The sequence below is a fragment of the Stenotrophomonas rhizophila genome (assembly GCF_003651185.1).
GTDB classification, from domain to species: Bacteria; Pseudomonadota; Gammaproteobacteria; order Xanthomonadales; family Xanthomonadaceae; genus Stenotrophomonas; species Stenotrophomonas maltophilia_Z.
On record NZ_RCDC01000004.1, the window covers coordinates 2,187,259 to 2,210,708 of the forward strand.

The 23,450-nt window shown below is 67.8% G+C and carries 8 protein-coding genes and 1 pseudogene; 5 read left to right on the plus strand and 4 right to left on the minus strand.

Annotation, left to right across the window (positions count from 1 at the left end; genetic code table 11):
• The first annotated feature begins 6 nt into the window (after positions 1-6).
• The 3 genes from BCL79_RS09760 (at position 7) to purD (ending at position 3,155) form a co-directional block, all read left to right on the plus strand.
• Positions 7-867 (plus strand): hypothetical protein, encoded by an 861-nt coding sequence (locus tag BCL79_RS09760; RefSeq protein WP_121040389.1) that lies wholly within the window; start codon positions 7-9, stop codon positions 865-867.
• Positions 864-1,775: a hypothetical protein gene (locus BCL79_RS09765; protein WP_121040391.1), complete on the plus strand. Its 912-nt coding sequence runs from the start codon at positions 864-866 to the stop codon at positions 1,773-1,775. The genes BCL79_RS09760 and BCL79_RS09765 overlap by 4 nt, the downstream gene beginning before the upstream one ends.
• A gap of 93 nt (positions 1,776-1,868) precedes the next feature.
• Positions 1,869-3,155, plus strand: coding sequence for a phosphoribosylamine--glycine ligase (gene purD, locus BCL79_RS09770; RefSeq protein ID WP_121040393.1), 1,287 nt, complete (start codon positions 1,869-1,871; stop codon positions 3,153-3,155).
• 109 nt (positions 3,156-3,264) lie between these two features.
• Here purD and rpoH read toward each other — a convergent pair whose 3' ends face one another.
• The 4 genes from rpoH to BCL79_RS09790 form a co-directional block, all read right to left on the minus strand.
• Positions 3,265-4,140 (minus strand): RNA polymerase sigma factor RpoH, encoded by an 876-nt coding sequence (rpoH, locus tag BCL79_RS09775; RefSeq protein WP_019183519.1) that lies wholly within the window; start codon positions 4,138-4,140, stop codon positions 3,265-3,267.
• A 363-nt stretch (positions 4,141-4,503) separates the two neighbouring features.
• Positions 4,504-8,184 (minus strand): TonB-dependent receptor, encoded by a 3,681-nt coding sequence (locus BCL79_RS09780; protein ID WP_259462137.1) that lies wholly within the window; start codon positions 8,182-8,184, stop codon positions 4,504-4,506.
• Position 8,185: 1 nt separating this feature from the next.
• Positions 8,186-20,548 carry an Ig-like domain-containing protein gene (locus BCL79_RS09785; RefSeq protein ID WP_121040395.1) on the minus strand — a complete coding sequence of 4,121 codons (12,363 nt, stop codon included), beginning with the start codon at positions 20,546-20,548 and terminating at the stop codon, positions 8,186-8,188.
• A 46-nt stretch (positions 20,549-20,594) separates the two neighbouring features.
• Positions 20,595-22,622 carry a DUF11 domain-containing protein gene (locus BCL79_RS09790; protein WP_183073713.1) on the minus strand — a complete coding sequence of 676 codons (2,028 nt, stop codon included), beginning with the start codon at positions 22,620-22,622 and terminating at the stop codon, positions 20,595-20,597.
• A gap of 477 nt (positions 22,623-23,099) precedes the next feature.
• Here BCL79_RS09790 and BCL79_RS20485 point away from each other — a divergent pair.
• Both BCL79_RS20485 and BCL79_RS20490 read left to right on the plus strand, forming a co-directional pair.
• Positions 23,100-23,282: pseudogene (locus tag BCL79_RS20485) on the plus strand (helix-turn-helix domain-containing protein); the annotation flags it as partial.
• 42 nt (positions 23,283-23,324) lie between these two features.
• The gene (locus tag BCL79_RS20490; protein WP_259462162.1) at positions 23,325-23,450 is read left to right on the plus strand and encodes a hypothetical protein; all 126 of its coding nucleotides are present in this window, start codon (positions 23,325-23,327) and stop codon (positions 23,448-23,450) included.

The window sequence follows — 23,450 nt, forward strand, 5'->3', positions numbered from 1 at the left end:
ACACGGATGTCTCCACGGCAACGCCACCGCCTTGCAGCGGTGGTGATCGCCACTGCTGCAGGGTTGGCTGGCTGTACGCCGGCCAGTGAACCCGCACCGCCGCAGCCAGTGCCCGATGCGGCCGCGGCGAAAGCCGCCCCGCACGCCCACGTCAGCCGCACGGAGCGCCTGCAGGCCTTCCTGACCGAGCGCTACGGCAAGGCCGCCAGGCTCTCAGGGACATGGCGTGGCAGCTGGACCCAGGACGGCGACACCCGCCTCACCGATTGGCATGTGTGTGCCGAGCAACCGGTGGTGACCGGCGACAGCTGGCAGCAGCTGTTGGCTGTCTGCGGCTCACCCCTCGAGAATGCCCACCCGGACCCGGGCGCGATCGACTTCTTCGTGCTGCGCCCCGAGGCGGACCGCTTTGCCGTGGCCGCCGAGCTGACCGGGCAGAACTTCGGCAGCCAGGGTGAACCCGGCACGGTGCAGATTCTCCGCGCCGGCAGCGACTTCTACGGTTTCCGCATCGAGCATGGCTGGTTCGGCCAGGGCTATTCGCTGATCACGCAGACGCTGGTGCTGCCTGGCCCGAGTGGGCTGGTGGAGGCCGGCGGGGTGCGCAGCCATATCGACAACAACGCGGCCTACGACTGCGACGATGCCGATGCGGAACCGGAGTGCCAGGCGCGGCTGTTCAACCTCGATTTCACCTTGTCCTTCGACAGCCGCGATCCGGCGGCGCGACAGTGGCCGCTGGTGATCGAAGAGACCGGCCTGGGGTGTGGCGGGCAGCCGGTGCGGCGCGAACATCGCTTCACCCTGGACCCGAAAGCGTGGACGTATGCGTTCCCCGAGGCGCTCCAGCGCGAAGGGTGCGAGTGATCCGTTCGTGGGCACTGGCAGGTGTGGCGCTCGCGCTGCTGGCCGGTTGCGAGCGCACACCTGCGTCTTCCGAACCCGCCAAACCACAGCGTGTGCTCAATACGACGCCGCAGCCGGAAGACATCGTCCGGGTCAGGGGCGATCACACCCAGCGCCTGCTGGCCTTCCTTCGCACGCGCTATGGCGACAAGGCCGGCCTGGATGCGCCGTGGAAGGATGCGTGGGAAGACACCGAGGTCGAGGCGCTGCGCCCGGTCACCCGCAGCGTGTGCGCGCGTGACACGGTCACGGCCGACGATCATGAGCAGACCCTGCTGGCGGTGTGCCAGACCCTGGACGACGCAGCCACGGTCGAGCCGGGCCGGGTCGATCTGTATGTGCTGCGCGTGGGCAAGGACGACGAAGAGGCCAACCGCGGCGGCATGTTCGCCCCACTGCCGGCCAAGGATCCGCTGCTGGTAATGGCCCAGCGCCTGCAGGGCCCATACGGGCGCCACGGCGCACCGGGTACGGTCCAGATCGCGCAGCTCGGCCCGCAACGCCGTGCCTTCCTCATCACCCATGAGGAACACCGGCGCGGCCATCGGCGCGCCTGGCGCAGTTACATCGCCGAGCACAACCATCGCCTGCGCGATGTCGCCCAGTACCGCGATCACCTCGACAATCTCGCCCTGCACGGCTGTGACGGCAATCCGGCCGACTGCGGCAAGGGCGTGTTCGCGGTCGATTTCAGCACGACGGTGGGCGACAGCAACGCCGTGGATGGCTACTGGCCGCTGACGGTGCGTGCCAGCGGCCACGACTGCACGGGCCCGGCGACCGAGTTCTACCACCTCATCTTCGATGCCCGGCAGCGCGCGTATCCGGTGCCGGAAGACCTCCAGCGCGACGGCTGCGCCGACAGCTGAGGCCGTGGGTTGCCACGGCGACCGACCGCCCGAATGCACCCGCCGCCCGCACCGCGTAAAATCACGTTCCTGCCCTCTTACGCGAGAACTGCATTGAAGATCCTGGTCATCGGCGCTGGCGGCCGCGAACACGCCCTGGCCTGGAAGCTGGCCCAGTCCGCGAAGGTCCGTGAGGTCATCGTCGCCCCCGGCAATGCAGGCACCGCCACCGAGCCCAAGTGCCGCAACGTGGACGTCAAGGTCACCGATCTGGACGGCCTGCTGGCACTGGTGGGCACCGAAGGCATCGGCCTGACCGTGGTCGGCCCGGAAGTGCCGCTGGTGGCCGGTGTGGTCGATCGCTTCCGCGCCGCCGGGCACCGCATCTTCGGGCCCACCGCCGCCGCCGCGCAGTTGGAAGGCAGCAAGGCGTACGCGAAGGACTTCCTGGCCCGCCACAAGATCCCGACCGCGTTCTATGCCGTGCATACCGACATCGACCCGGCGCTGGCCTACCTGCGTGAGAAAGGCGCACCGATCGTGGTCAAGGCCGATGGTCTGGCCGCCGGCAAGGGCGTGATCGTGGCGATGACCCTGGCCGAGGCCGAGGACGCGGTGCGCGACATGCTCTCCGGCAATGCCTTCGGCGATGCTGGCGCACGCGTGGTGATCGAAGAATTCCTGGACGGCGAAGAAGCCAGCTTCATCTCGATGGTGGACGGTAAGACGGCACTGCCGATGGCGACCTCGCAGGACCACAAGCGCGTCGGCGACGGCGACACCGGCCCGAACACCGGCGGCATGGGCGCGTACTCGCCGGCCCCGGTGGTGACCGACGAAGTGCATGCGCGCGTGATGCGCGAGGTGGTCAACCCGACCGTGCAGGGCATGATCGCCGACGGCATTCCGTTCACCGGCTTCCTCTATGCGGGCCTGATGATCGATGCCAGCGGCGCGCCGAAGGTGATCGAGTTCAACGTGCGCTTTGGCGACCCGGAAACCCAGCCGGTGATGCTGCGCCTGCAGTCGGACCTGGTGGATCTGGTCGAAGCGGCGATCGATGAGCGCCTGGACACCGTGGAGGCGCAGTGGGATCCGCGCCCGTCCCTCGGCGTGGTGATGGCCGCCTCGCCGTATCCGGAAACCCCGATCACCGGCGACGTGATCCACGGCCTGGAAGCGGTCGCCGCGACGGCCAAGGTGTTCCATGCCGGCACCACGCTGGACGCGCAGGGCCAGGTGCTCAGCGCCGGCGGCCGCGTGCTGTGCGTGGCGGCATTGGGCGGCACGGTGGGCGAGGCACAGCGCAACGCCTACGCCGGCATCGGTGCGATCCACTGGGCCCATGAGTTCCACCGCCGCGATATCGGCTGGCGGGCGATTGCGCGCGAGCAGGGCTGACCTGGCACGGTCGGGGCCACGACCGATCGAAGCACTGCCCTGAGCGCCAGAAAGCAAAAAGGCCCGGCATCAAGCCGGGCCTTCTCGTGTGATCACGCCAGTCACTGCATCACGCAGTAAACAGCGCCTTCATCTTCTTCAGGGCGTTCGCCTCGACCTGGCGGATGCGCTCGGCGGACACGCCGTACTCATCGGCCAGCTCCTGCAGCGTCACCTTGCTGTCCGCGTCCAACCAGCGACGGCGGATGATGTCGCGCGAACGCGCATCCAGCTCGGCCATGCCTTCGCGCAGCAGCTGCAGCTGATTGTCTTCGCTGTCCATCCGCTCATACGCCATCGAAGGATCTTCTTCGTTGGCCCGCAGGTAGGCCGCCGGCGACGGCGGTGCATGATCATCATCGTCATCGCTGGAGAGATCGAAACCGATATCGCGACCCGACAGGCGCGACTCCATCTCGAGCACTTCGCGCTCGGACACGTTCAGGTCCTTGGCCACTGCGCTGACTTCGGCCGCGTTCATCCAGCCCAGGCGGGTCTTGGACTTGCGCAGGTTGAAGAACAGCTTGCGCTGCGCCTTGGTCGTGGCGACCTTGACGATGCGCCAGTTCTTGAGGATGAACTCGTGCATTTCCGCGCGGATCCAATGCACCGCGAACGACACCAGGCGAACGCCCATGTCCGGGTCGAAGCGCTTCACCGCCTTCATCAGGCCGATGTTGCCTTCCTGGATCAGGTCGCCCAGCGCCAGGCCGTAGCCGTTGTAGCCGCGGGCGACGTGCACCACGAAGCGCAGGTGGGAATGGACCAGCTCGCGCGCGGCATCCAGATCCAGCTCGTCGCGGAAGCGGCGGGCCAGATCCTGCTCGTCATCGACCGACAGCACCGGGATCTGGTGCACGGCACCGATGTAGGCGTCCAGCGAACCGAGCGCACTGGGAATCGGGAGATTGTTTGCCACAAGGGCAGTAGAGGTGTTCTGGCTCATAGCACTCATCTTAGCAGTCCCGGAATTGGACTGCTAAAGGGGAAAGAAGTTCCAGCGTTCTGTTGATGGGATGCTGGTACAGATTGCCCGTCTAACGTACCGCGAAATGATGACAGTGGCGAGAGCCCGGGAAAGAGGCAACAAACCCCATTAAATCAACAGGATAGGGCGATGAATCGGGGGGTATCGCGTGTTTTCTGGCTGAACAGCCCGCAGGAAACGCCCATTCATCCTGGAAAGGTTGCCGGCAGTTCAGCCAGGCATGGCCTGGCCCTACCCCCCTGCCCCCACCGGAGCCGACCGCCAACACCGCGATCCCCGGTAGTGCCACGCCATGCGTGGGAGGCCCGAACCCACCGACGCCTAGTAATACCCTGCCATGTTCAAGAAAAACCCCTTCTGGTCGTACTTCAGCTCGGTCATGTCATCGCTGAATTCGGTGAAGTTGTAGCCCACCCCGACCTTGAAGTTCTCCCCCACCCGGCGGTCCACGCCCACCAGCCAACCTTTGCGCACGCCGCCGTCGCGCACTTTCAACCACCGGTGCTCGGCCAGGCCTTCCCACTGCGCGAACAGGCGATAGCGCAGCTGCAAGGCAGCGAAGTCGGCACGGCTGTCCAACCACGCCCCCTCACCGCGCCCGGTGCGGTAGTCACCCCAGCGCGAAGCCAGCTTGCCGGCCACTTCCCAGCGCGCGCCCAGTTGGCGGATCCCTTCGAGCGAAAGGATCTGCGAACGCTGGTCGTACAGGTTGCCGCCCTCCTGCCCGAGCGAGGCCACGTCGTAGAGATAGGTGAACTTGCCGAAGCCGGCCCAGCGCGTGTTGTCGTGCGGGCGCCAGGCGAAGCCCATGTTGGTCTCCACCAGCTTGGCATCGGCTAGGCGGTCAATGCGGTCTTCGGTATCGGCGTAGTTGGCGCGCAATGCGAAACGCCAGTCTTCGTTGAGCTTGTACAGCAGGCGGTTGGTGGTCACCCACTGCTCGCGCTGTTCGGCGCCACTGTCGCGGCGGTACTCCAGCTTGCTGTTCCACTGCGCCACCGCATCGGTGCGCCCGCCACTGACGCTGTAGGCGCGGCGGTCGACACGGCCGACGGTGGAATCCAGCTCGCCGTCCATGATCGTGAAGCCCAGATTCCAGCCCTGCGCGGGGTAGAAATCCATGCCGAAGGTATGCACGATGCCCGCGCTGTCCTGGCGGCGATCCTTCAGATACTGGCTCTCGTTGTAGACGTTGACCTGGTTGCTCAGCCGCCAGCGCTGGCCCAGCGTCCAGCCACTCTGCAGGCCGGTATCGAACAGCGGATCGGTGCCGGTGCGGTCGGTGCTGTAGCTGTAACTGCCGTAGAGGCTGTGATCCGGTGCCATGCGGTACTCGCCATCGACCTTGGCACCATGGCCGCGGCTGCCACCACTCACTTCCGCACCGACACTACTGCGATCACCGAACAAGTACCGCGCGCCGAGGGTCAGCAGGTCGTTCTTCTCGTAGGCACCGCCGTCATCGTCCAGCGTGACCTGCCCGGTGCCGTACAGCTCCCACGACGCGCCGAAGCGCTGGCGGTAACCGATCGCAGCGAGCAGTGCATCCACGCTCTGCAGTTCCTGCTCCTCGCGCACGCGGCGCAGTTCACCGGTCAGCTGGCCGTCGTTGCCCAGCCGCCATTCGGCGGTCAGCTGGCTCTGCTCCAGGGCAAGTTCGCCCTGCTCGGTGCGGGTGTGGCGGCCGTACAGGCTGAGGTCGTCGGTGAGGTAGCCGAGGAACTCGGCGCCGTACTCCTGGATCGGCAGGCCGGTGTCCTGGCGCGCCACCGAGAAGCCGGCATCGACGTCGCGCCACCACGCCCCCAGGCTCCAGTCCTGCGTGGTCCAGCCCAGCTCGCGCAGGTTGGCCCGCGCTTCCACTGCGCTGGCGGTGCCCGAGCGCCGGCCTTCGTACGGGTTGCGGCGGATGAAACTCAGGCCACCGTTGTCCGAGTAGAACACCGGGGCGGCGGTCGCTTCGGTGCGGGTCTGCTCCATCTTCAGATAGGTGCCACGCCCGGCCTGCAGGGTGAGGTCAGCGCCTTTGAGGCTGTAGTTCTCACCGCTGCGGTTCTCGTCGATCCAGGTGCCGCCGATCGCCACGTGATCGCCGATCCACTGCCGGCCGCGCGCACCGTAGGTCACGTCATCGCTGCTGAAACCCAGCGGCACGTATTCGTAGTCCACCAGCAGCAGCTGGTCGTAGCCATCGAGCGGCATGTCGCGGGTGATGCTGCGCACGTTCTCGCGGGTCAGCTGCGCCAGCGGACGGGTCAGGATCAAACGGCCCTGAAGATTGTCGATTTCGTAGTCCACGCCTTCCTGCAGCGTGGCGCGCGTTTCGGTGCGGCCGGTGGTGCGGTCGCGCACTTCCAGCACCACCTGCTCCGAACCGGGCAACACGTCGGTATGGCGCAGGTAATACAGGCTGCCGCCGGTGCCGAGGAATTCACTGTGGCCCGGGGCGGACTGCGCCTCGGAGCCGAACACCTTCACCTGCGAGCGCGCCTCGCCCAGCGGCGTGGCCTCCAGCGAACGCCAGTTCAATGCACCACCGTAGAGCGAGCGCACGTACTGGCCATACTCGGTACCGGTGATGCCGGTGGCGTAGTTGCCCCACACGGCCTGGCTCTGGTCCCAATCCACGCGCAGGTACAACCGCCCCTGCGTATCCACGTCGCGGTAGGTGGTGGAGTCATCGCCATACACCGGGTAGTACAGATCCGGATCCAGGCGGCGGAACACGTCCTGTGCGTCGGCCTGGGTGAAATCGCGGAACAGATACTTCAGCTCACGGTCCTGCGTGTCGGCCTGAGCAGTGACCAGGTATTTGCCGCGCAGCTTGCCCTTCAGATAGAACGCCAGCCGGCCTTCGCTGAGGAAGCTGTCATCGTCACGATCATCGGCGGCGAGCGGCTGCAGATTGCCGCTGGCGCTGTTCTTGGAGACGGTGACATCGGCGATGGCGACCAGGAACAGGTAGCGGCCGGTGACATCCACATCCAGCTGACGCTGCGCGGAGGGTGCATCGCGTGATTCGACACTGACGTCGTAGCGATGCTCACCCACCGGCTCCAGGAACTCGGCCGCGAACTTCTGCTCCAGATCGACCGGGAAGTCCTGGCCGTTGATGCGCACGCGGCTGTTGGGCTCCAGGTTGCGGCCATACAGGCGCACGCGCGACCCGTGGATGGGGATGTTCTGCAGGCGGAGCATGCTCTGCCCATAGATGCTGTTGCTGAGCTGCAGGTCCTGCGCGCTGTCGCCATCCAGCGCCTGGCCAAGTGTCTTCTGCACGCTCTCGCGGGTGATCTGCAGGCCACGGTCGAAATCGGCCGGGGTCACCAGTTGGATGCGCTGGAGGCGGGTTTCATCGAACGCACCACCAGTGCCGTAAGCGCGCGCCACGTAGATCAGCTCATCGCCGGTACGCAGCTTGATCTGCGGCGGCAACTCACCACTCCACTCCGCGTCGCCGACATAGTCGGCCGGCAGCTCGATGCGGGCCAGCGGCGTGACCAGATCCGTGTCGGTGCCGCGATACAGCGTCACCTCCAGTTTTTGGATGAACGAGGCGTAGTTGTTGTAGCTGTGGAAGCGCAGCGGGCGGATCACCCGGCCGTTCTCGAACGGCACCGTGGCGGCCGCCTGCACGCTCAGGCTGGGCGGGACCATGGTCGGGTCTTCGGTGGCCCACACCACGCCGCCGTTGGGCAGCTCGGCCATGAACTGGCCCCCACGCGCAGCGACATCCGGGGTGACTGCCGGCGATGCCGGCACCGCGCCGGCCGCGGGAAGCTCCGCGCGGCCGGGTAGCGGCAGCGCCGGCTCGCTGTCATCGAGGATGCGCAGCAGCAGCCCGTCATCGTTGCGGCAGCTGTCGGCCTCGCAGCGGATCGGCGCGGGTGTCGGCGCCGGTGTGACCGGCTGGGCGGCCGCCGGCAGTGCCAGCAGCAACACGCTGGCCAGGCCGAGGGTGAGGCGGCGGGAGATCGGGCTCGGAATCAGGGTCATATCCATGTCAGCGCCCCTCCCCGGTCGTGCGGCCGGGACTGGCAGGCTCGGGGGGATCGTCCACGCGCAGGCGATGCAGTACGCGTCCGTCGGTGCCCAGCACCTCGACCGTGGTTGCCGTGGCGATCGGGCCCGGCAGCTGTGGGCGTAGTGCCTCACGCAGCACCTGTGCACGCTGCAGGGCGAGCGGCACCTGCCCGGCGGCAGCGCTGAGCTGCAGGCGCCCGCCACCGCGCGATATCAGTGCTTGGGCGGCCGTTGTGATCACCGGCGCGCGGTCGGCGTCCAGCCGTGCCGTGCCGGGGGCGAACAACGCGTCGCCGAGTTCGATCCGCGCGGGGCGCGATGCCGGGGCGGCCGGCGGCGCGGTCGGGTTCGATGCGGTTGTGCTCAGTGCACCTTCGGGCATGCGCACGCCGAAGTCGAAGCGCACCGGCAGCCCGGGCGTGATGCGGCGGACCAACGGATTGGGCGTCGTGAAACGCGCACCGGCGGGCAGCGTGGAGGGATCCACCTTGAGGATGAAGTTGCGCCCGCGCGCCTCGCCACCGGGGATCCCGACCAGGTGGTAGCGACCGAAGGCGTCGGTTTCCATCAACAGGCCTTCCACCGCTGCGATGCGCACGCCGGGAATGCCGCGCTCAGCGTCATCCTGGATGCCGTTGCCGTTGCGGTCGTCGAACACGCTGCCCACGATCAGGCTTTCATCGAGCAGCGGATCGGTGGTGATCTCCACCTCGGCCGAGGCGACATTGCCGATCGTGCGGTTCTCGCCGTCGATGGCGGTGATGCGGTTGGTATGCACGCCGGTGCCGGTGCCCGCACCGACACGCAGGTAGTACACCACCGTCGCCCGCTCACCCGCCGCCACATCGATGCCATCGATGCGCAGCGGCTGCACGCCACTCGTGCGTGCATCGTTGTCGGCATCGATCACCGCGAAGCCACCGCGCACGAAGGTGAAGCCCGGCGGCAGCGTATCCAGCAGCGTGGCGCCGTTGGCATCCACCTCGCCGACGTTGTCGATGGTGACGGTGTAGCGCACCAGGTCACCGATCTGCGCACTGCGTTTGCCGGCCACCTTGGTCAGGCGCAGCACGGCCTGCTGGCCGGCCACCGTCACCGCGACATTGGCCTCGGCACACAACGGGGCCGGGATGGACACGTCGCACACCCGGTAGCGGAAGCTGTCGGTGCCCGCAAAGTTCGCCGCCGGCGTGTAGGTGCACAGGCCGTTGCCGCATTGCGCGGTACCGTGCGCCGGTGCCACCGCGACCTGCAGGGAGGCCGGATCCAGCGGCGCGGTGCGGGCGCTGTCATTGGCCAGTACATCGATCACCTGCGGCCCGGCGGTTTCGGCGGTCATGGCATCGTCGGCCAAGGTGAGTACGTTCGGGTCCACCATGACCGTGACCGTCGCACCCGCGCACATCGCCGGATCAGCCACGTCGCAGACCTGATAGTCGAAGCTCTGCTCACCGGAGAAGTTGGCCAGTGCAGCGAAGCGGATGCGGGCACGCGGCATCACCGTTGCGGTGCCGTAGGGCGGCGCTGCGGTGATGGTCACGCTGACCGTGTCCGGATCGATCGGCGTGCCGTTGACCCGGTCATTGCCAAGCACGTCGATCTCGATCACCCCGTCCTGCGGAATCTCCACGCGATCATCCGTGGCATCCACGCCGGGTTCGCCCGCGATGACGGTCACGGTCACGTTGCCGGTGTCGCAGACGGTGGGCTGGTTGAGCAGGCAGATCGTGTAGGTCGTGCTGTAGCTGCCGGGGGCCTGCCCGGCGGCAACATCCACCCAGCCATCGGCGCTGAAGCGCAGTGCGTTGGTGGCCACCGGCGCGAAACTCACCTGGGTGGGATCCAGCGATGCGGTGTTGAACGTGTCATTGGTGAACACGTTGAGCAGGCGCACGCTGCCGGTCGGACCGACCGGACCGCCGCTGTCGTCCACCGCCAGCAGAGCACCGATGGGGCCTTGTATCCGCACGGTGGCGATCGCGGTGGTGCAGTTGGTCGGCACGCCGTTCTCGCACAACTGATAGGCCAGCTGCACCTGGCCGGGCTGCACGCCCGCCGCGACCATGATCTGGCCCTGGTTGTTCATCGTGTAACCGGGCGTGCTGCCGGTCAGGCTGGCCACCACGCTGCCGACCGGCGGCGGGGAGACGTTGTTGATGCTGTCGTTCTCCAGCACCGAGCGGGCGATGGTGCCGCCCACGGCCGGGTCCACCGGGGTGCCGGTGAAGTCATCATTGACCGCCAGCACCACGTTGACCGAGGCGGTCAGGGTGAGCGTCACGGTGGCATCGCCACACTGCGCGCCGTACGGCGCGGGCAGGCAGACGCGGTAGGTGAAGCTCTGTGGACCGGTGACGCCTGCCGGCGCGGTGTAGGTGAACGTGCCATCGGCGTTGAACACTAGGCCCGGCAGGGCACCGCTTGTCAGGGTATAGACCGCACCAGGCGCGACGTTGTCATTGAGGCTGACATTGCCCGAGAGCGGCACACCGGCAGGCACGGTGAAGCTGTCGTTCTGCGGGACCGGTGTAACGGCCACGACGACGGTAGCGGTCGTGCAGTTCGTCGGCGAGGCGGCCTCGCAGATCTGGTAGGTGATCGTGCTGGCACCGGAGAGGGCGCCAACGGCCACCGCGATCGTGCCATCCGGATTGATGCTGAAGCCGGCCGGTGCACCGATCAGGCTTAGCTGCACCGCGCTGCCCGGCGGTGGGCTGACACCGTTGAGCTGATCGTTGTCGAGCACGCTGAGCGATGACGAGCTACCCGGGACAACATTGGTGAGCACGTCATCACCGGCCACCAGGGTGCCGTTGTTGATGTTGATGGTGACCGAGGCGATGCCGCAGAGCGTGGCATCCGGCGCGGGCAGGCAGGTCTGGTAGATGAAGCTGACCGGACTGGGCGTGCCTGCCGGCGGCGTATAGGTGAAGCCACCATTGCTGGCCAGGGTCAGGCCCGGCAGCGGCGTGCCCTGCACGGTGTAGAGCGCACCGGGGGGCATGGCGTCGTTGCTGGCCACGCTGTTGCTGAGGGTCTGCCCGACCTGCACCGAGAACACGTCGTTCTGCGGGGCGGGACTGACGACCACAGTGACGCTGGCGGTATCGCAGTTGCCCGGCGCGGCGGCTTCGCAGATCTGGTAGGTGATCGTCGTGGCACCGGAGGTCGTGCCACTGGCCACCGTGATCGTGCCGGCGGATGTGATGCTGAAACCGGCCGGTGCGCCGACCAGGCTCAGCAGTACATCCGCCGCGGCCGGCGGCGAGACGCCATTGAGGCTGTCGTTGGCCAGCACGCTGCCACTGGAGGTGGTGCCGGGTGCCACGCCGGTGAGCGTGTCATCGCCAGCCACCAGCAGGCCGTTGTTGATGTTGATGGCAAGGATCGCGCCGCCGCACAGGCTGCCGTTCGGCGCCGGCAGGCACACCTGGTAGGCGACGCTGACCGGGCCGGTGACACCCGCGGCCGGGGTATAGGTAAACGTGCCGTCGGTGTTGAAGACCAGGCCGGCCGGCGCAGTGCCCTGCAGGGTGAACACCGCACCCGGCGGCGTGGTGTCGTTGGCGGCGACCGTGTTGCTCAGCGTCTGTCCGGCCTGCACCGCGAAGGCATCGTTCTGCGGTGCCGGAGTGACGACCACGGTGACGCTGGCGGTATCGCAGTTGGCCGGCGCCGCCGCTTCGCAGATCTGGTAGGTGATCGTGGTCGAACCGGACACCACCCCGGTGCCCACGCTGATCGTGCCGTCCGGCGAGAGGGTGAAGCCACCCGGCGCGCCGACCAGGCTCAGCACCACGTCGGCGGCCGCCGGCGGCGAGACGCCGTTGAGGCTGTCGTTGGCGAGCACGCTGCCGCCCGTGGTCGCACCGGGCAGCACGCCGGTGAGCGTGTCATCGCCGGCGGTGAGCGTGCCGTTGTTGACGTTGAGTGTGACCGTGGCCGTGCCGCACAGGCTGCTGTTCGGTGCTGGCAGGCACGCGCGGTAAACGAAGGTCACCGGGCTGGGCGTGCCGATCGGCGGCGTATAGGTGAAGCTGCCATCGGTGTTGAACGCAAGCCCGGCGGGCGGCGTGCCCTGGATCGCCAAGGTGGACCCCGGCGGCAAGCTGTCATTGGTCGCCACACTGTTGCCCAGACTCTGCCCAGCCTGCACCGAGAAGGCATCGTTCTGCGGCGTGGGAGTGATGATCACCGTCACCGTGGCCGTGGCGCAGTTGCCTGGCGCGGCGGCCTCACAGATCTGGTAGGTGAGCGTGGTCGCGCCTGCCATCGTGCCGGTGGCCACGCTGATGGTGCCGCTGGGCGTGATCGCGAAGCCGGCGGGCGCGCCCACCAGGCTCAGCACTACGCTGGCCGCGGCCGGCGGCGAGACGCCGTTGAGGCTGTCATTGGCCAACACGCTGGCCGCCGAGGTGGTGCCGGGGGCGATGCCACTGAAGGTGTCATTGCCGGCCAGCAGCGAACCGGTGGTGATGTTGAGGGTGACCGTGGCTGTGCCGCACAGGGTCGTGTTCGGCGCCGGCAGGCAGGCCTGGTAGGTGAAGGTCACCGGCCCGGTGGTGCCACCCGGTGGGGTATAGGTGAACGAGCCATCGGCATTGAAGGTCAAGCCGGCCGGCGGCGTGCCCTGCAGCGCCCAGGTCGCGCCGGATGGCAGGTTGTCATTGCTGGCCACGCTGTTGCCCAGCGTCTGCCCCAGCTGCACGCTGAAGGCGTCGTTCTGCGGCAGCGGCGTCACCACCACGGTGACGCTGGCGGTATCGCAGTTGCTCGATGCAGCGGCTTCGCAGATCTGATAGGTGAGCGTGGTCGGGCCGGCGGTCACCCCGCCACCGACGCTGATCGTGCCGTCCGGGTTGATCGTGAAGCCGGCCGGTGCACCGACCAGGCTCAGCAGCACATCGGCGGGCGCCGGCGGCGAGACACCGTTGAGGCTGTCGTTGGCCAGCACGCTGCCGGCCGTGGTCGCGCCCGGCAGCACACCGGCAAGCGTGTCATCGGCGGCGACCAGGGTGCCGGTGTTGATGTTTAGCGTGACCGTGGCGGTCGCGCACAATGCCGCATTCGGTGCCGGCAGGCAGGTCTGGTAGGTGAACGTGACCGGACCGGTGGTGCCGAGCGGCGGGGTATAGCTGAACGTACCATCGGCATTGAACGCGAGGCCCGCCGGAGGCGTGCCCTGCACGGCCCAGCTCGCGCCCGTCGGCATGCCATCGTTCGCCGCCACGTTGCCGTTGCTGATCGTGCCACCGGCCTGCACCGCGTAGGCATCGTTCTGCGGTGCCGGACGGATCACCAGCGCAACGGTGGCGGTATCGCAATTGGACGGCGCGGCGGTTTCGCAGATCTGATAGGTCAGCGTGGTCGCGCCGGCGACGACGCCGATCGGCACGTTGATCGTGCCATCAGCGGCAATGCTGTAGCCGGCCGGCGCGCCGACCAGGCTCAGCTGCACGCTGGCCGGGGCTGGCGGGCTGACGCCGTTGAGCGCATCGTTGCCGAGCACACTGGGTGTGGCACTGCCGGGCGCGATGTCGACAAAGCTGTCGTCGGCCGCCGCCAGCGTGCCCAGGTTGATGTTGAGCGTGACCGTCGCCGTGCCGCAGACACCGGCATTGGGGGCCGGCAGGCAGGTTTGATACGTAACGGTCACCGCACCGGTGGTGCCCACCGGCGGCGTGTAGCTGAAGGTGCCGTCGCCATTGAACACCAGCCCGTTCGGCGGCGTGCCCTGCACGGCCCAGCTGGAGCCGGCCGGCATGCTGTCGTTGCCGGCAACGCTGCCGTTGACGAGCGTGCCGCCGGCAGGCACGGAGAACGCATCGTTCTGCGGGGCCGGCGTGATCACGATGCGGATCGCGGCGGTGGCGCAGTTGGTCGGCGAAGCCGTCTCGCAAAGCTGATAGGTCAGTGCCGTGGCCCCGGCGGTAACGCCGGCGGGAATCTGCACGGTGCCATCGTTGTTGATGACGAAGCCGGCCGGTGCACCGAGCAGCAGCAGCTGCACCGTCGCCGCAGCCGGCGGACTCACGCCATTGAGCGAATCGTTGTTCAACACGCTCGGCGTGGCCGCCCCCCCGGTGACCGGCGCGGCGAAGATATCGTCGTTGGCGACAACGGCGTTGACGGCGATGGTCAAGGTGGCCGTGGCGGTGCTGCAGATGGCGGCATCCGGTGCAGGCAGGCAGGCCTGGTAGGCGAACGTGACCGGGCCGACGGTACCGGCCGGCGGCGTATAGGTGAAGCTGCCGTTGCTGTTGAACACCAGGCCCTGGGGCGGCGCGGCCACGCTCCACGTCGAGCCGGCCGGCATGTTGTCGTTGCCCGACACGTTGCCGCTGTTGGGCTGACCGGCCTGCACGGCGATCGCATCATCGACGGGTGCCGGACGCACCACCAGGGCGATGCTCGCGGTGGCGCAGTTGTTCGCCGCGGCGATTTCGCAGACCTGGTAGCTCAGCGTGATCGCGCCGGTAGGCGCGTTGCCCGCGACCGAGACCGTGCCGTTGGGGTTGATCGTGAATCCGGCCGGCGCGCCGACCAGGCTCAGCGAGACGCTGGAGGCCGGTGCCGGGCTGACGCCGTTGAGCGCATCGTTGTTCAACACACTGGGCGTTGCACCGCCTGGCGCGATCGCACCGAAGCTGTCGTCGCTCGCGACCAGCGCGCCGTTGTTGATGTTGAGCGTGACCGTGGCGGTGCCGCAGATGGCCGTGTCCGGTGCGGGCAGGCAGGCCTGGTAGGTGAAACCGGTGGGGCTGGTGGTGCCGGCCGGCGGCGTGTAGCTGAAGCTGCCGTCGACATTGAAGGTCACACCGGCCGGCAGTGCGCCCGGCACACTGTAGAGCGACCCGATGGGCATGTTGTCGTTGCCCGACACCGTGTCGTTGATCGTCTGGCCCGCCTGCACGGCGAATGCATCGTTGACCGGCGCAGGCGCCACCACCAGCGCGATACTGGCGGTGGCACAGTTGGACGACGCAGCGGCTTCGCAGATCTGGTACGTGAGCGTGGTGGCGCCGGCGGCGGTCCCGGCAGTGACCGTGACCGCGCCATCGGTGGCGATGGCGAAACCGGTCGGCGCACCGATCAGCGACAGCACCACCTCGGCCGGCAGCGGCGTGGCCGAGTTGAGCGTGTCGTTGGCCAGCACCGACGGCGAGGCGGCACCGGGCGCGAGCGGGGTGGCAAACGTGTCGTCCAACGCTACCAGCGTGCCGCTGTTGACGTTGAGGGTGACGCTGGCCGTCGCGCAGACGCCTGCATCCGGTGCCGGCAGACAGACCCGGTAGGCAAACGGGATTGCGCCGCTGAAGCCGACCGGGGGCGTATAGCTGAAGGTGCCGTCGGCCGCGAGCACGAGGCCATCCGGCGGGATGTTGAGCACGGTGAACTGGGCACCCACCGGCGCGTTATCGTTGCTGGCCACCGAGCCGTTCAGCACCTGGCCCGAGGGCGTGGACAACGCATCGTCCACGGCGGACGGCGCGACCACCACGCGTGCGGTGGCGGTGGCGCAGTTGGATGGCGCCGCCGCTTCACAGAGCTGGTAGGTCAGGTTCTTCACCCCTGCAGGCGTGCCCGGCGCCACCGTCACCGCGCCCTCGGCGGTGATGGCCACGCCGGCCGGCGCGCCCTGCAACGACAGCAGCACATCGGCAACCGCCGGCGGCGTGCTGCCATTGAGCGCATCGTTGGCCAGCACCGAGGTAGTGCTGCCGCCGGTGACCGGGTTGATCGGCGTGGTGCTGAAGTCATCCGGATTGGCAGCGAGCGTACCTGCGTTGACCGTGATGGTGGCGCTGGCGTTCGCGCACAACGCAGCGTTCGGTGCTGGCAGGCAGACCTGGTAGGCGAATGTGACCGGGCCCGTAGTGCCGACCGGTGGGGTGTAGGTGAAGCTGCCACTGCCGCTGAACATCAGGCCGGCCGGCGCGGTGCCGGTGACGGTGAACTGCGCGCCCGCCGACACGTTGTCGTTGTCACCCACGTTGCCGTTGAGCGCCTGCCCGGCCGCCGTGGAGAACGTGTCATTGGTGGCCGACGGGGTTACCACCAGGCGGATGGTCGCGCTGGCGCAGTTGCCGGGCAGCACCGCCTCGCACACCTGGTAGGTCAGTACCGTGGCGCCGCCCGTGGCGCCCACGGGCACCTGCAGCAGGCCGTTTGCATCGAGCGTGTAACCGGCCGGCGCGCCGATCAGGCTGAGCAGTACGCTGCCCGCCGCCGGCGGCGTAGTGCCATTGAGGCTGTCGTTGAGCAGCACGCTGGTCGCGCTGCCACTGCCGGGTGCCAGCGGGGTGGCGCTGAAGTCGTCGTCCAACGCCACCAGGGTGCCGGCGTTGACGTTGATCGTGGCACTGGCGCTGCTGCACTGCGTGCTCTCCGGTGCCGGCAGGCAGACCGTGTAGGTGAACGCGACCGGCCCGGTGACGCCGGCCGGCGGGGTGTAGAGGAAGCTGCCGTCCGTCCCGAACTGCAGTCCGGCCGGCGCCGCTGCGGTCAGCGTGAACACCGCGCCGGCCGGCGCGTTGTCGTTGCTGCCGACGGCGCCTGCCAGCAACTGTCCCACCGGGGTGGAGAAGATGTCGGCGGCGGCGAGCGGCGACACCACCAGGCTTATCTGCGCCGAGTCGCAGTTGCTCGGCAGCGCCGCTTCACACAGCTGATAGGTGAGCGTCACCGCACCAGCCGGCACGCCGCTGCCGATCGTCAGTGTGCCGTCGGCCAACAGCGTGTAACCCGCCGGCGCACCGACCAGGCTGAGCAGCACATCGGCCGACGCCGGCGGTACCGCACCGTTGAGGCCGTCATTGCCCAGCACCGATCCGGTACTGCCACCGGTGACGGGATTGATCGGCGTTGCGCGGAAATCATCGTCGTTGGCGACCAGGGTGCCGGCATTGACGTTGATCGTCGCAGTCCCACCCGAGCAGACCGCGGTGTCCGGCGCCGGCAGGCACGCCTGGTAGGCGAACGTCACCGCGCCCTGGGTTGCCACCGGCGGGATGTAAGTGAAGCTGCCGTCGGGGTTGAACACCAGCCCTGCCGGCGCCGTGCCGCTGAGGCTGAAGCCCGCGTTCGCCGGGACGTTGTCATTACCGGCCACGCTTGCACTCAGCGCCACGCCGACCTGTGTACTGAAGGTGTCGTTGACCGCCACCGGAGCCAGCAGCAACTGCACCGACGCGGTAGCGCAGTTGGCGGGCAATGCCGCTTCGCACAGCTGGTAGGTGAAGGTCACCGCACCGGCCGCTGCGCCGCCGGGAACCGACACTGTGCCGTTGCTGTTGATCACGTAGCCGGCTGGTGCACCGATCAGGCTCAGGATCACCTGCCCCGGCGCCGGCGGGATCGCGCCGTTGATGGTGTCGTTGCCGAGCACGCTGTTGGTGGTGCCGCCGGTGGCGGGAGTGAGGATCGCGCTGCGGAAATCATCGTCGTTGGCGACCAGGGTGCCGGCATTGACGTTGAGGGTGACCGTGGCGGTATCGCAGACGGCGGCCAACGGCGCGGCCAGGCAGGCCTGGTAGGTGAAGGTGGAGGTGCCGGTGTACTGCGCCGGCGGGGTGTAGGTGAAGCTGCCATCGGCGTTGAACACCAGCCCGGCAGGTGTCGCGCCGGTCACCGCATAGGTGGTGCCGACAGCGACGTTGTCGTTCACTGCCACGTTGCCGCTGACCGGCGTGGCCACCTGCGTGGTGTAGGCATCGGCCACCGCATCCGGAGCGATCACCACCGCGATGCTGGCGGTGGCGCAGTTGCTGGTTCCCGCCTGGCACAGCTGGTAGGTGAGGCTGACCGCCCCGGCCGGCGCGCCAGCGGGCACCTGCAGCTGGCCATTGGGCTCGAGCGTGTAGCCCGCCGGCGGTGCGTTGATCAGCGACAGCGTGGTCTGCGCCGGCAGGATGGGCGCGCCGTTGACAGTGTCGTTGTCCAGTACGCTGGCGGTCAGCCCGCCGGCACTGGTCAGGGGCGTGCCGGTGAAGTCATCGTTGCCGGCCGCGATGGCGGCCGCGCCAACGTTGAGGGTCACGTTGGCTGCATCGCACACGCCCGCATTCGGTGCCGGCAGGCACGCTTGATAACGGAAGGTATCCGGCCCGGTAAAGGCAGACTGCGAGGTGTAGCTGAAACTGCCGTCGGCAGTGAGCACTACCGTGCCGTGCGCGGCCACCGCAAGCAGGCTGAACTGGGCGCCAGTCGGCACGTTGTCATTGCCCGCGACACTGCCTGCCAGGGCAATACCTGCGACGGCCACGAAAGCATCGTCCACCGCATCGGGCGCGACCACCAGCTGCACGTTGGCAGTGGCACAGTTGGTCGGCGCGGCCAGTTCGCAGAGCTGGTAACTGAAGCTCACCTCGCCGGCCGCAGCACCCACCGGAACCAACACCTGTCCTGCCGCGTTGACGGCGTAGTTGGCCGGCGCGCCGGTAAGGGCCAGGGTGACCGCGGCGGGCAGGACCGCCGCACCGTTGAGGGTGTCGTTGCCGAGCAGGCTGATCGTGGTGGTGGTGCCCGGCTGCAGCGGCGTGGTGAACACGTCGTTGACCGCGGCGATCTGGTTGGCCTGCACGTTCACGCTGACCGTGGCGGTATCGCAGACGGTCGCGTTCGGCGCCGGCAGGCAGACCTGGTAGGTGAAGGAATCCGGCCCGGTGTTGGCGTTGATGGGCGTGTAGCTGAAGGTGCCATCGGCGTTGACCACTGCGGTGCCACGGGTGGGCGCGGTGCCCAGCGTGTAGGCCGAACCGCTGGCGATGTTGTCGTTGCCGGCCAGACTGCCGGTGGCCGGTTGTCCGCCACCGGGTGTGGTCACCGTGTCGTTGACCGCGTCGGGGCTGATCACCAGGTTGGCGGTGGCCGTTGCACAGTTGGCCGGCAGCGCGTTTTCGCAGAAGCGGTAGGTCAGGGCCAGGGGACCGGCTGCCGCAGTGGCAGGCACCTGGATGGCGCCGTTGCCGGTGATGGCAAACCCGGCCGGCGCACCGACCAGCGTCATCGTCACCTGGGCCTGCGGCACCGCGCCGCCGTTGAAGGTGTCATTGGTCAGCACGCTCGGGGTGAGCCCGCCAGCACCGGACGGCAGGGGCGTGGTGAAGGTGTCGTCAGCGGCCACCAGGGCATTGGCATTGACCACGATCGAGGCGGTCGCGGTGGCGCACACGCCGCCATCCGGTGCCGGCAGGCAGAGCTGGTACTGGAACGAGGTCGCCGCGGCGATGCCACCGGCGGGCGCATAGACGAAGCTGCCCTCCGCGTTGAGGGTGAGCCCGGTCGGCGGCGTGCCGACTGCGCTGAAGGTTGCGCTGGCAGGTGCGTTGTCGTTGCTGGCCACGGAGCCGCTGAGCGACGCTGCGCCACCGGTGGCGTTGAAGCTGTCGTTCACCGCGGTCGGACCGATGATCACGCTGGCTGTGGCGGTGGCGCAGTTGGTCGGCGAGGTGTTTTCGCAGATCTGGTAGGTCAGTGTGGTCGCCCCGGCGGCCGCACCCGCGGGCACGGTGATCACGCCTGCGCTGTTGATGGTGAAGCCGGCCGGTGCGTTCTGCAGCGCGATGATCAGATCGGCTCCATTCACCGGCGCGCCGTTGAGCGTGTCGTTGCCGAGCACGGTGGGCGTGCTGCCGCCCGTGGTCGAGGAGATCGGCGCAGTGAAGGCATCGTTGTTGGCGACCAGCGCGTTGGCCTGTACCGGCACGGCCGGCGTGGTGGCGCTGTTGTCGCCCGGCGTCGGATCGGTGGTACCGGTGGGCAGTACCAGCGACACGCTGTTGGCCGGCACCGTGGCCGGTGTGCTGGTGGGTGCGGTGCCATTGACCAGCAGCACCACGCTGTCGCCGACCGCGACATTGACCTGCACGTTGATCGCGTTGCCACTGCCATTGCCCTGTGCACACGAGGAGGCGGCGGTGGTGGCCTGGCAGGTCCAGCTGACATTGGTGAGCAGCGCGGAGACGGTGTCGACCACGCCCACGCCCGAAGCCGCCGACGGGCCGGCGTTGTTGACCTGGATGCGGTACTGCACCGCCCCCCCGGCGGCGACCGGGGTGGCACTGAGCAGGGTCTTGGTGACACTCAGCTGGGCCTGCAGCGCCAGTGCGTTGCTGTCGGTCGCACTGTTGTTGCCCAATGCGGGATCGGCCACGTCGGTCGGTGCGGTGACGGTGGCGGTATTGTTGAGCGGGTTGGGATAGCTCTGCGCCAGCAGCGGCGGCGGCATCAGCAACGCGAGCAGGGCCACCGCGCATGCGATGCGGGCCGAGGCCATCCCTGCCCTGCGGTGTTTGCCGGTTGCTGCCATGCGCTCGTCCTCGAAGCCAGTGGTCCCATCCATCCCCTGCGCGGGTCAGCCCGCGCTACCCGCCGTACTGCACCGGGCGCTAGTACGCGCCCGGGTTGCTGCTGAAACTGACCGGTACGCTGATCGTGGCCTGCCCGCCGTTGATCAGGTTCACCCCGACATTCACCGCGTTGGCGCCCACCGCGCCGCCACTGGCCGCTGCGCAGGTGCTGCCACTGGTGGCGCTGCAGGTCCAGGCGCCACGCAGCGTGGTGCCGCCGGGCAGGCTGTCGGTGACCACGGCGTTGGTGACGGCATCCGGGCCGTCGTTGCGCACCAGCAAGGTGTAGGTGGCGGTGCCGCCCGGTGTGTAGCTGCCGCTGCCGTCGGTCTTGGTGATCGACAGATCCGCCTGGCGCGTTCGATTGGTGATCCGGCAGACCAGTGTCACCGCGGTGGCGGTCATCGCTGGCGCCTGCAGCGTGAAACTGCCGCCGCTGCCCGAGGACACCACGGTGTTGTTCTGGTCCGTGCACTGCCAGGTGCTGGCATAGCGGGTCAGCGTGGTGCCGGCTGCGGCGGCTTCGGCCAGGGCGTAGCTACCGCCGGGGACAGTGATCACCGCCGCGGTGGCACCGTTGTTGCCGACATTGGTGGCCGAACCGACGGTGCTGCCGTTGTAGGTGATGGACAGATTGAACCGCCCGCTATCGCTGGTCGGCTGCAGGTCCTTGACCAGCTGCACTGTCGCCGCGCACGCCTGGGTAATGCCTTCCACGGTGAAGACCGCTTGGCCGATGCGGATGCCGAGCAGGCCCAGCAGGTTGTCGACCACCCCGCCGAGCACGGCGGTCAGTACCGGCGTGACCAGCGCATTGACCTGCGTGCGGATCGGGGTGAGCAGCACGTTGACGATGCCGTTGACGAGGTCCGCCACCGGCAGCGGCAACGCGATGCCACCCAGCAGTGTCACCGTGGGATTGCCGCTGGTGACCTGGATGCTGAGTGAATTGACCAGGGTGGAGACCATGGTCGCCGCACTGACCGTGCCGGCATTCAACGTGCGTGTCTGCGGATACGGGCCGGTGAAGCTGGCGCTCTGCAGCCCGGGGGTGGCAGTGGCGAAACTGCGGATGCTGACCGTCAGCGGGACGGTGATGTCAGCGATCGGCGTGAGCAGCCCCAACACGTTGGCCGACACCCGCACCCGCACGCTGAGCGAGGTCAGCGTGGCCGCACTCAGCGCTGTATCGGTCAGCACTGTGCTGCGGTTGAAGAACGTCGCATCGCTGATCTGTCCGACATACAGGTTCACCAGGCCCGGCCGCGCCTGCAGCGTGACCGCGTTGCCGACCAGGTTGATCGCCGAGATCGACCCTTCCGCGCGAGCGACATCGGCGTAGACCTGCAGATGCAGGACATCGGCAGTGACGCTGGTGTTGGACAGGCTGACGCCCAGCAGATTCAGCCCATTGAGCGCTGCCGAGAGCGTGCCGGTGTTCAACCCCTGTACCAGATCCAGATCCAGCTTGATGCGGATCGCCGCGCTGTGGAAGGCAGCCCCTGCGGCACCGCAGGTGTAGACCGGCGGTTCCACCGCCTGCAGCCACAGGCGCACATTGGCGACGCCATTGAGGCCGAGCGCAGCGGTGTTGACCGTGATCGGGGCAGGTGTGGTGAGGACGTTGCGGAAGTTGTAAAGCTGCACGCCGCCAGTGAGCAGGTCCAGCACGTTGAGCCGCACGGTCGCCAGCGAGCCGGTCGGGAGCGCGATCTGCAGGATGTCCGCCAGGCGGATGCTGCCGCTCGTGCCCGCCACGCCGAGCGGCAACGCGTTGAGCACGTTGGCGGCCGCGGTCTGCCCGTCGGCCTGCAACACCTGCACCATTGCCGCACGCAGTTGCCCCAGGGTGATATTGGCGTTGAGCACTTGGCTGGGGTCACTGACCACCACGCCGCCGTTGAGCTGGGTCAGCAGCGCGTTGAGATTGATGTTGGCGCCGGCCAGGTTGTTCCAGTCGGCCACGCTGAGATTCAGCGTGGTGCCAGGCAGCAGTGCGCCGAACAGCAGATTGAGGATGGGGCTCTGCGTGGAATCAATCGAGGCCAGGCGGGGCCCGGCGCTCACGCACGCACCGGCCGTGCAGGCCGATTGCGCACTGGCAGAAGAAATACCCGCACTTAATGCGATCAACATCACAAATAACAGCGAAAACGCCCTCAAGCTGAATCGCCGTAACGCTGACTTCACACCAGTAACTCTATCCATCGGCCATCCCCTGCGTCCTGGCCGAAGCGGTCTTTCACGGGCCGGTGGGTACCGACCATGATCGACAGGGCATCGGCCTGCTTCCGATGTTTTGGATGTCCCGGCGCATCATGGCCGGCTTGAGGGATTAACTACGTGCACGGATGAAAACCGTCAAACCGGCCACATCGTGCACAGGGGGAAGTTTCACTGTCGCCCGTCGGATTATCGGTGGAGCGATTGCAGCGACAAGGCCGGCAAGCAGTTCTGTACAGGCGGAGAAAAGAATCACTGCCCGGTAAGTATCGATAACCATCCACTGTTCAAGGAACGAGAGAGGGGAAGGCCATGTTGGCGATGTCGGATCGGATTCGCGCAGCACGCACCAGCGCAGGGATGTCACAAACGCAGTTGGCAGTGGAAACCGGGGTCAAGCGCAGTGCCGTAGCGCAGTGGGAACGCCGTGGAGGTACCCACCCGAGCGTGTCGCATCTGGCACATATCGCCATCTGTACGCGAGTGCGCTTCGAATGGTTGGCCACAGGCCGCGGCGTGTGCAAAGCCAGCGGGGAGGAACTGACGGTGACCGCGCCCGCACAGGATTACGTGCGCGATGATCTGGAGGGCAACGTTCTGTCGCTGCTGCGGCGCCTGCCACCGCGCAAGCGGCAGGTAGCGCAATCCATCATCGAGATGCTGGCCGTCTAG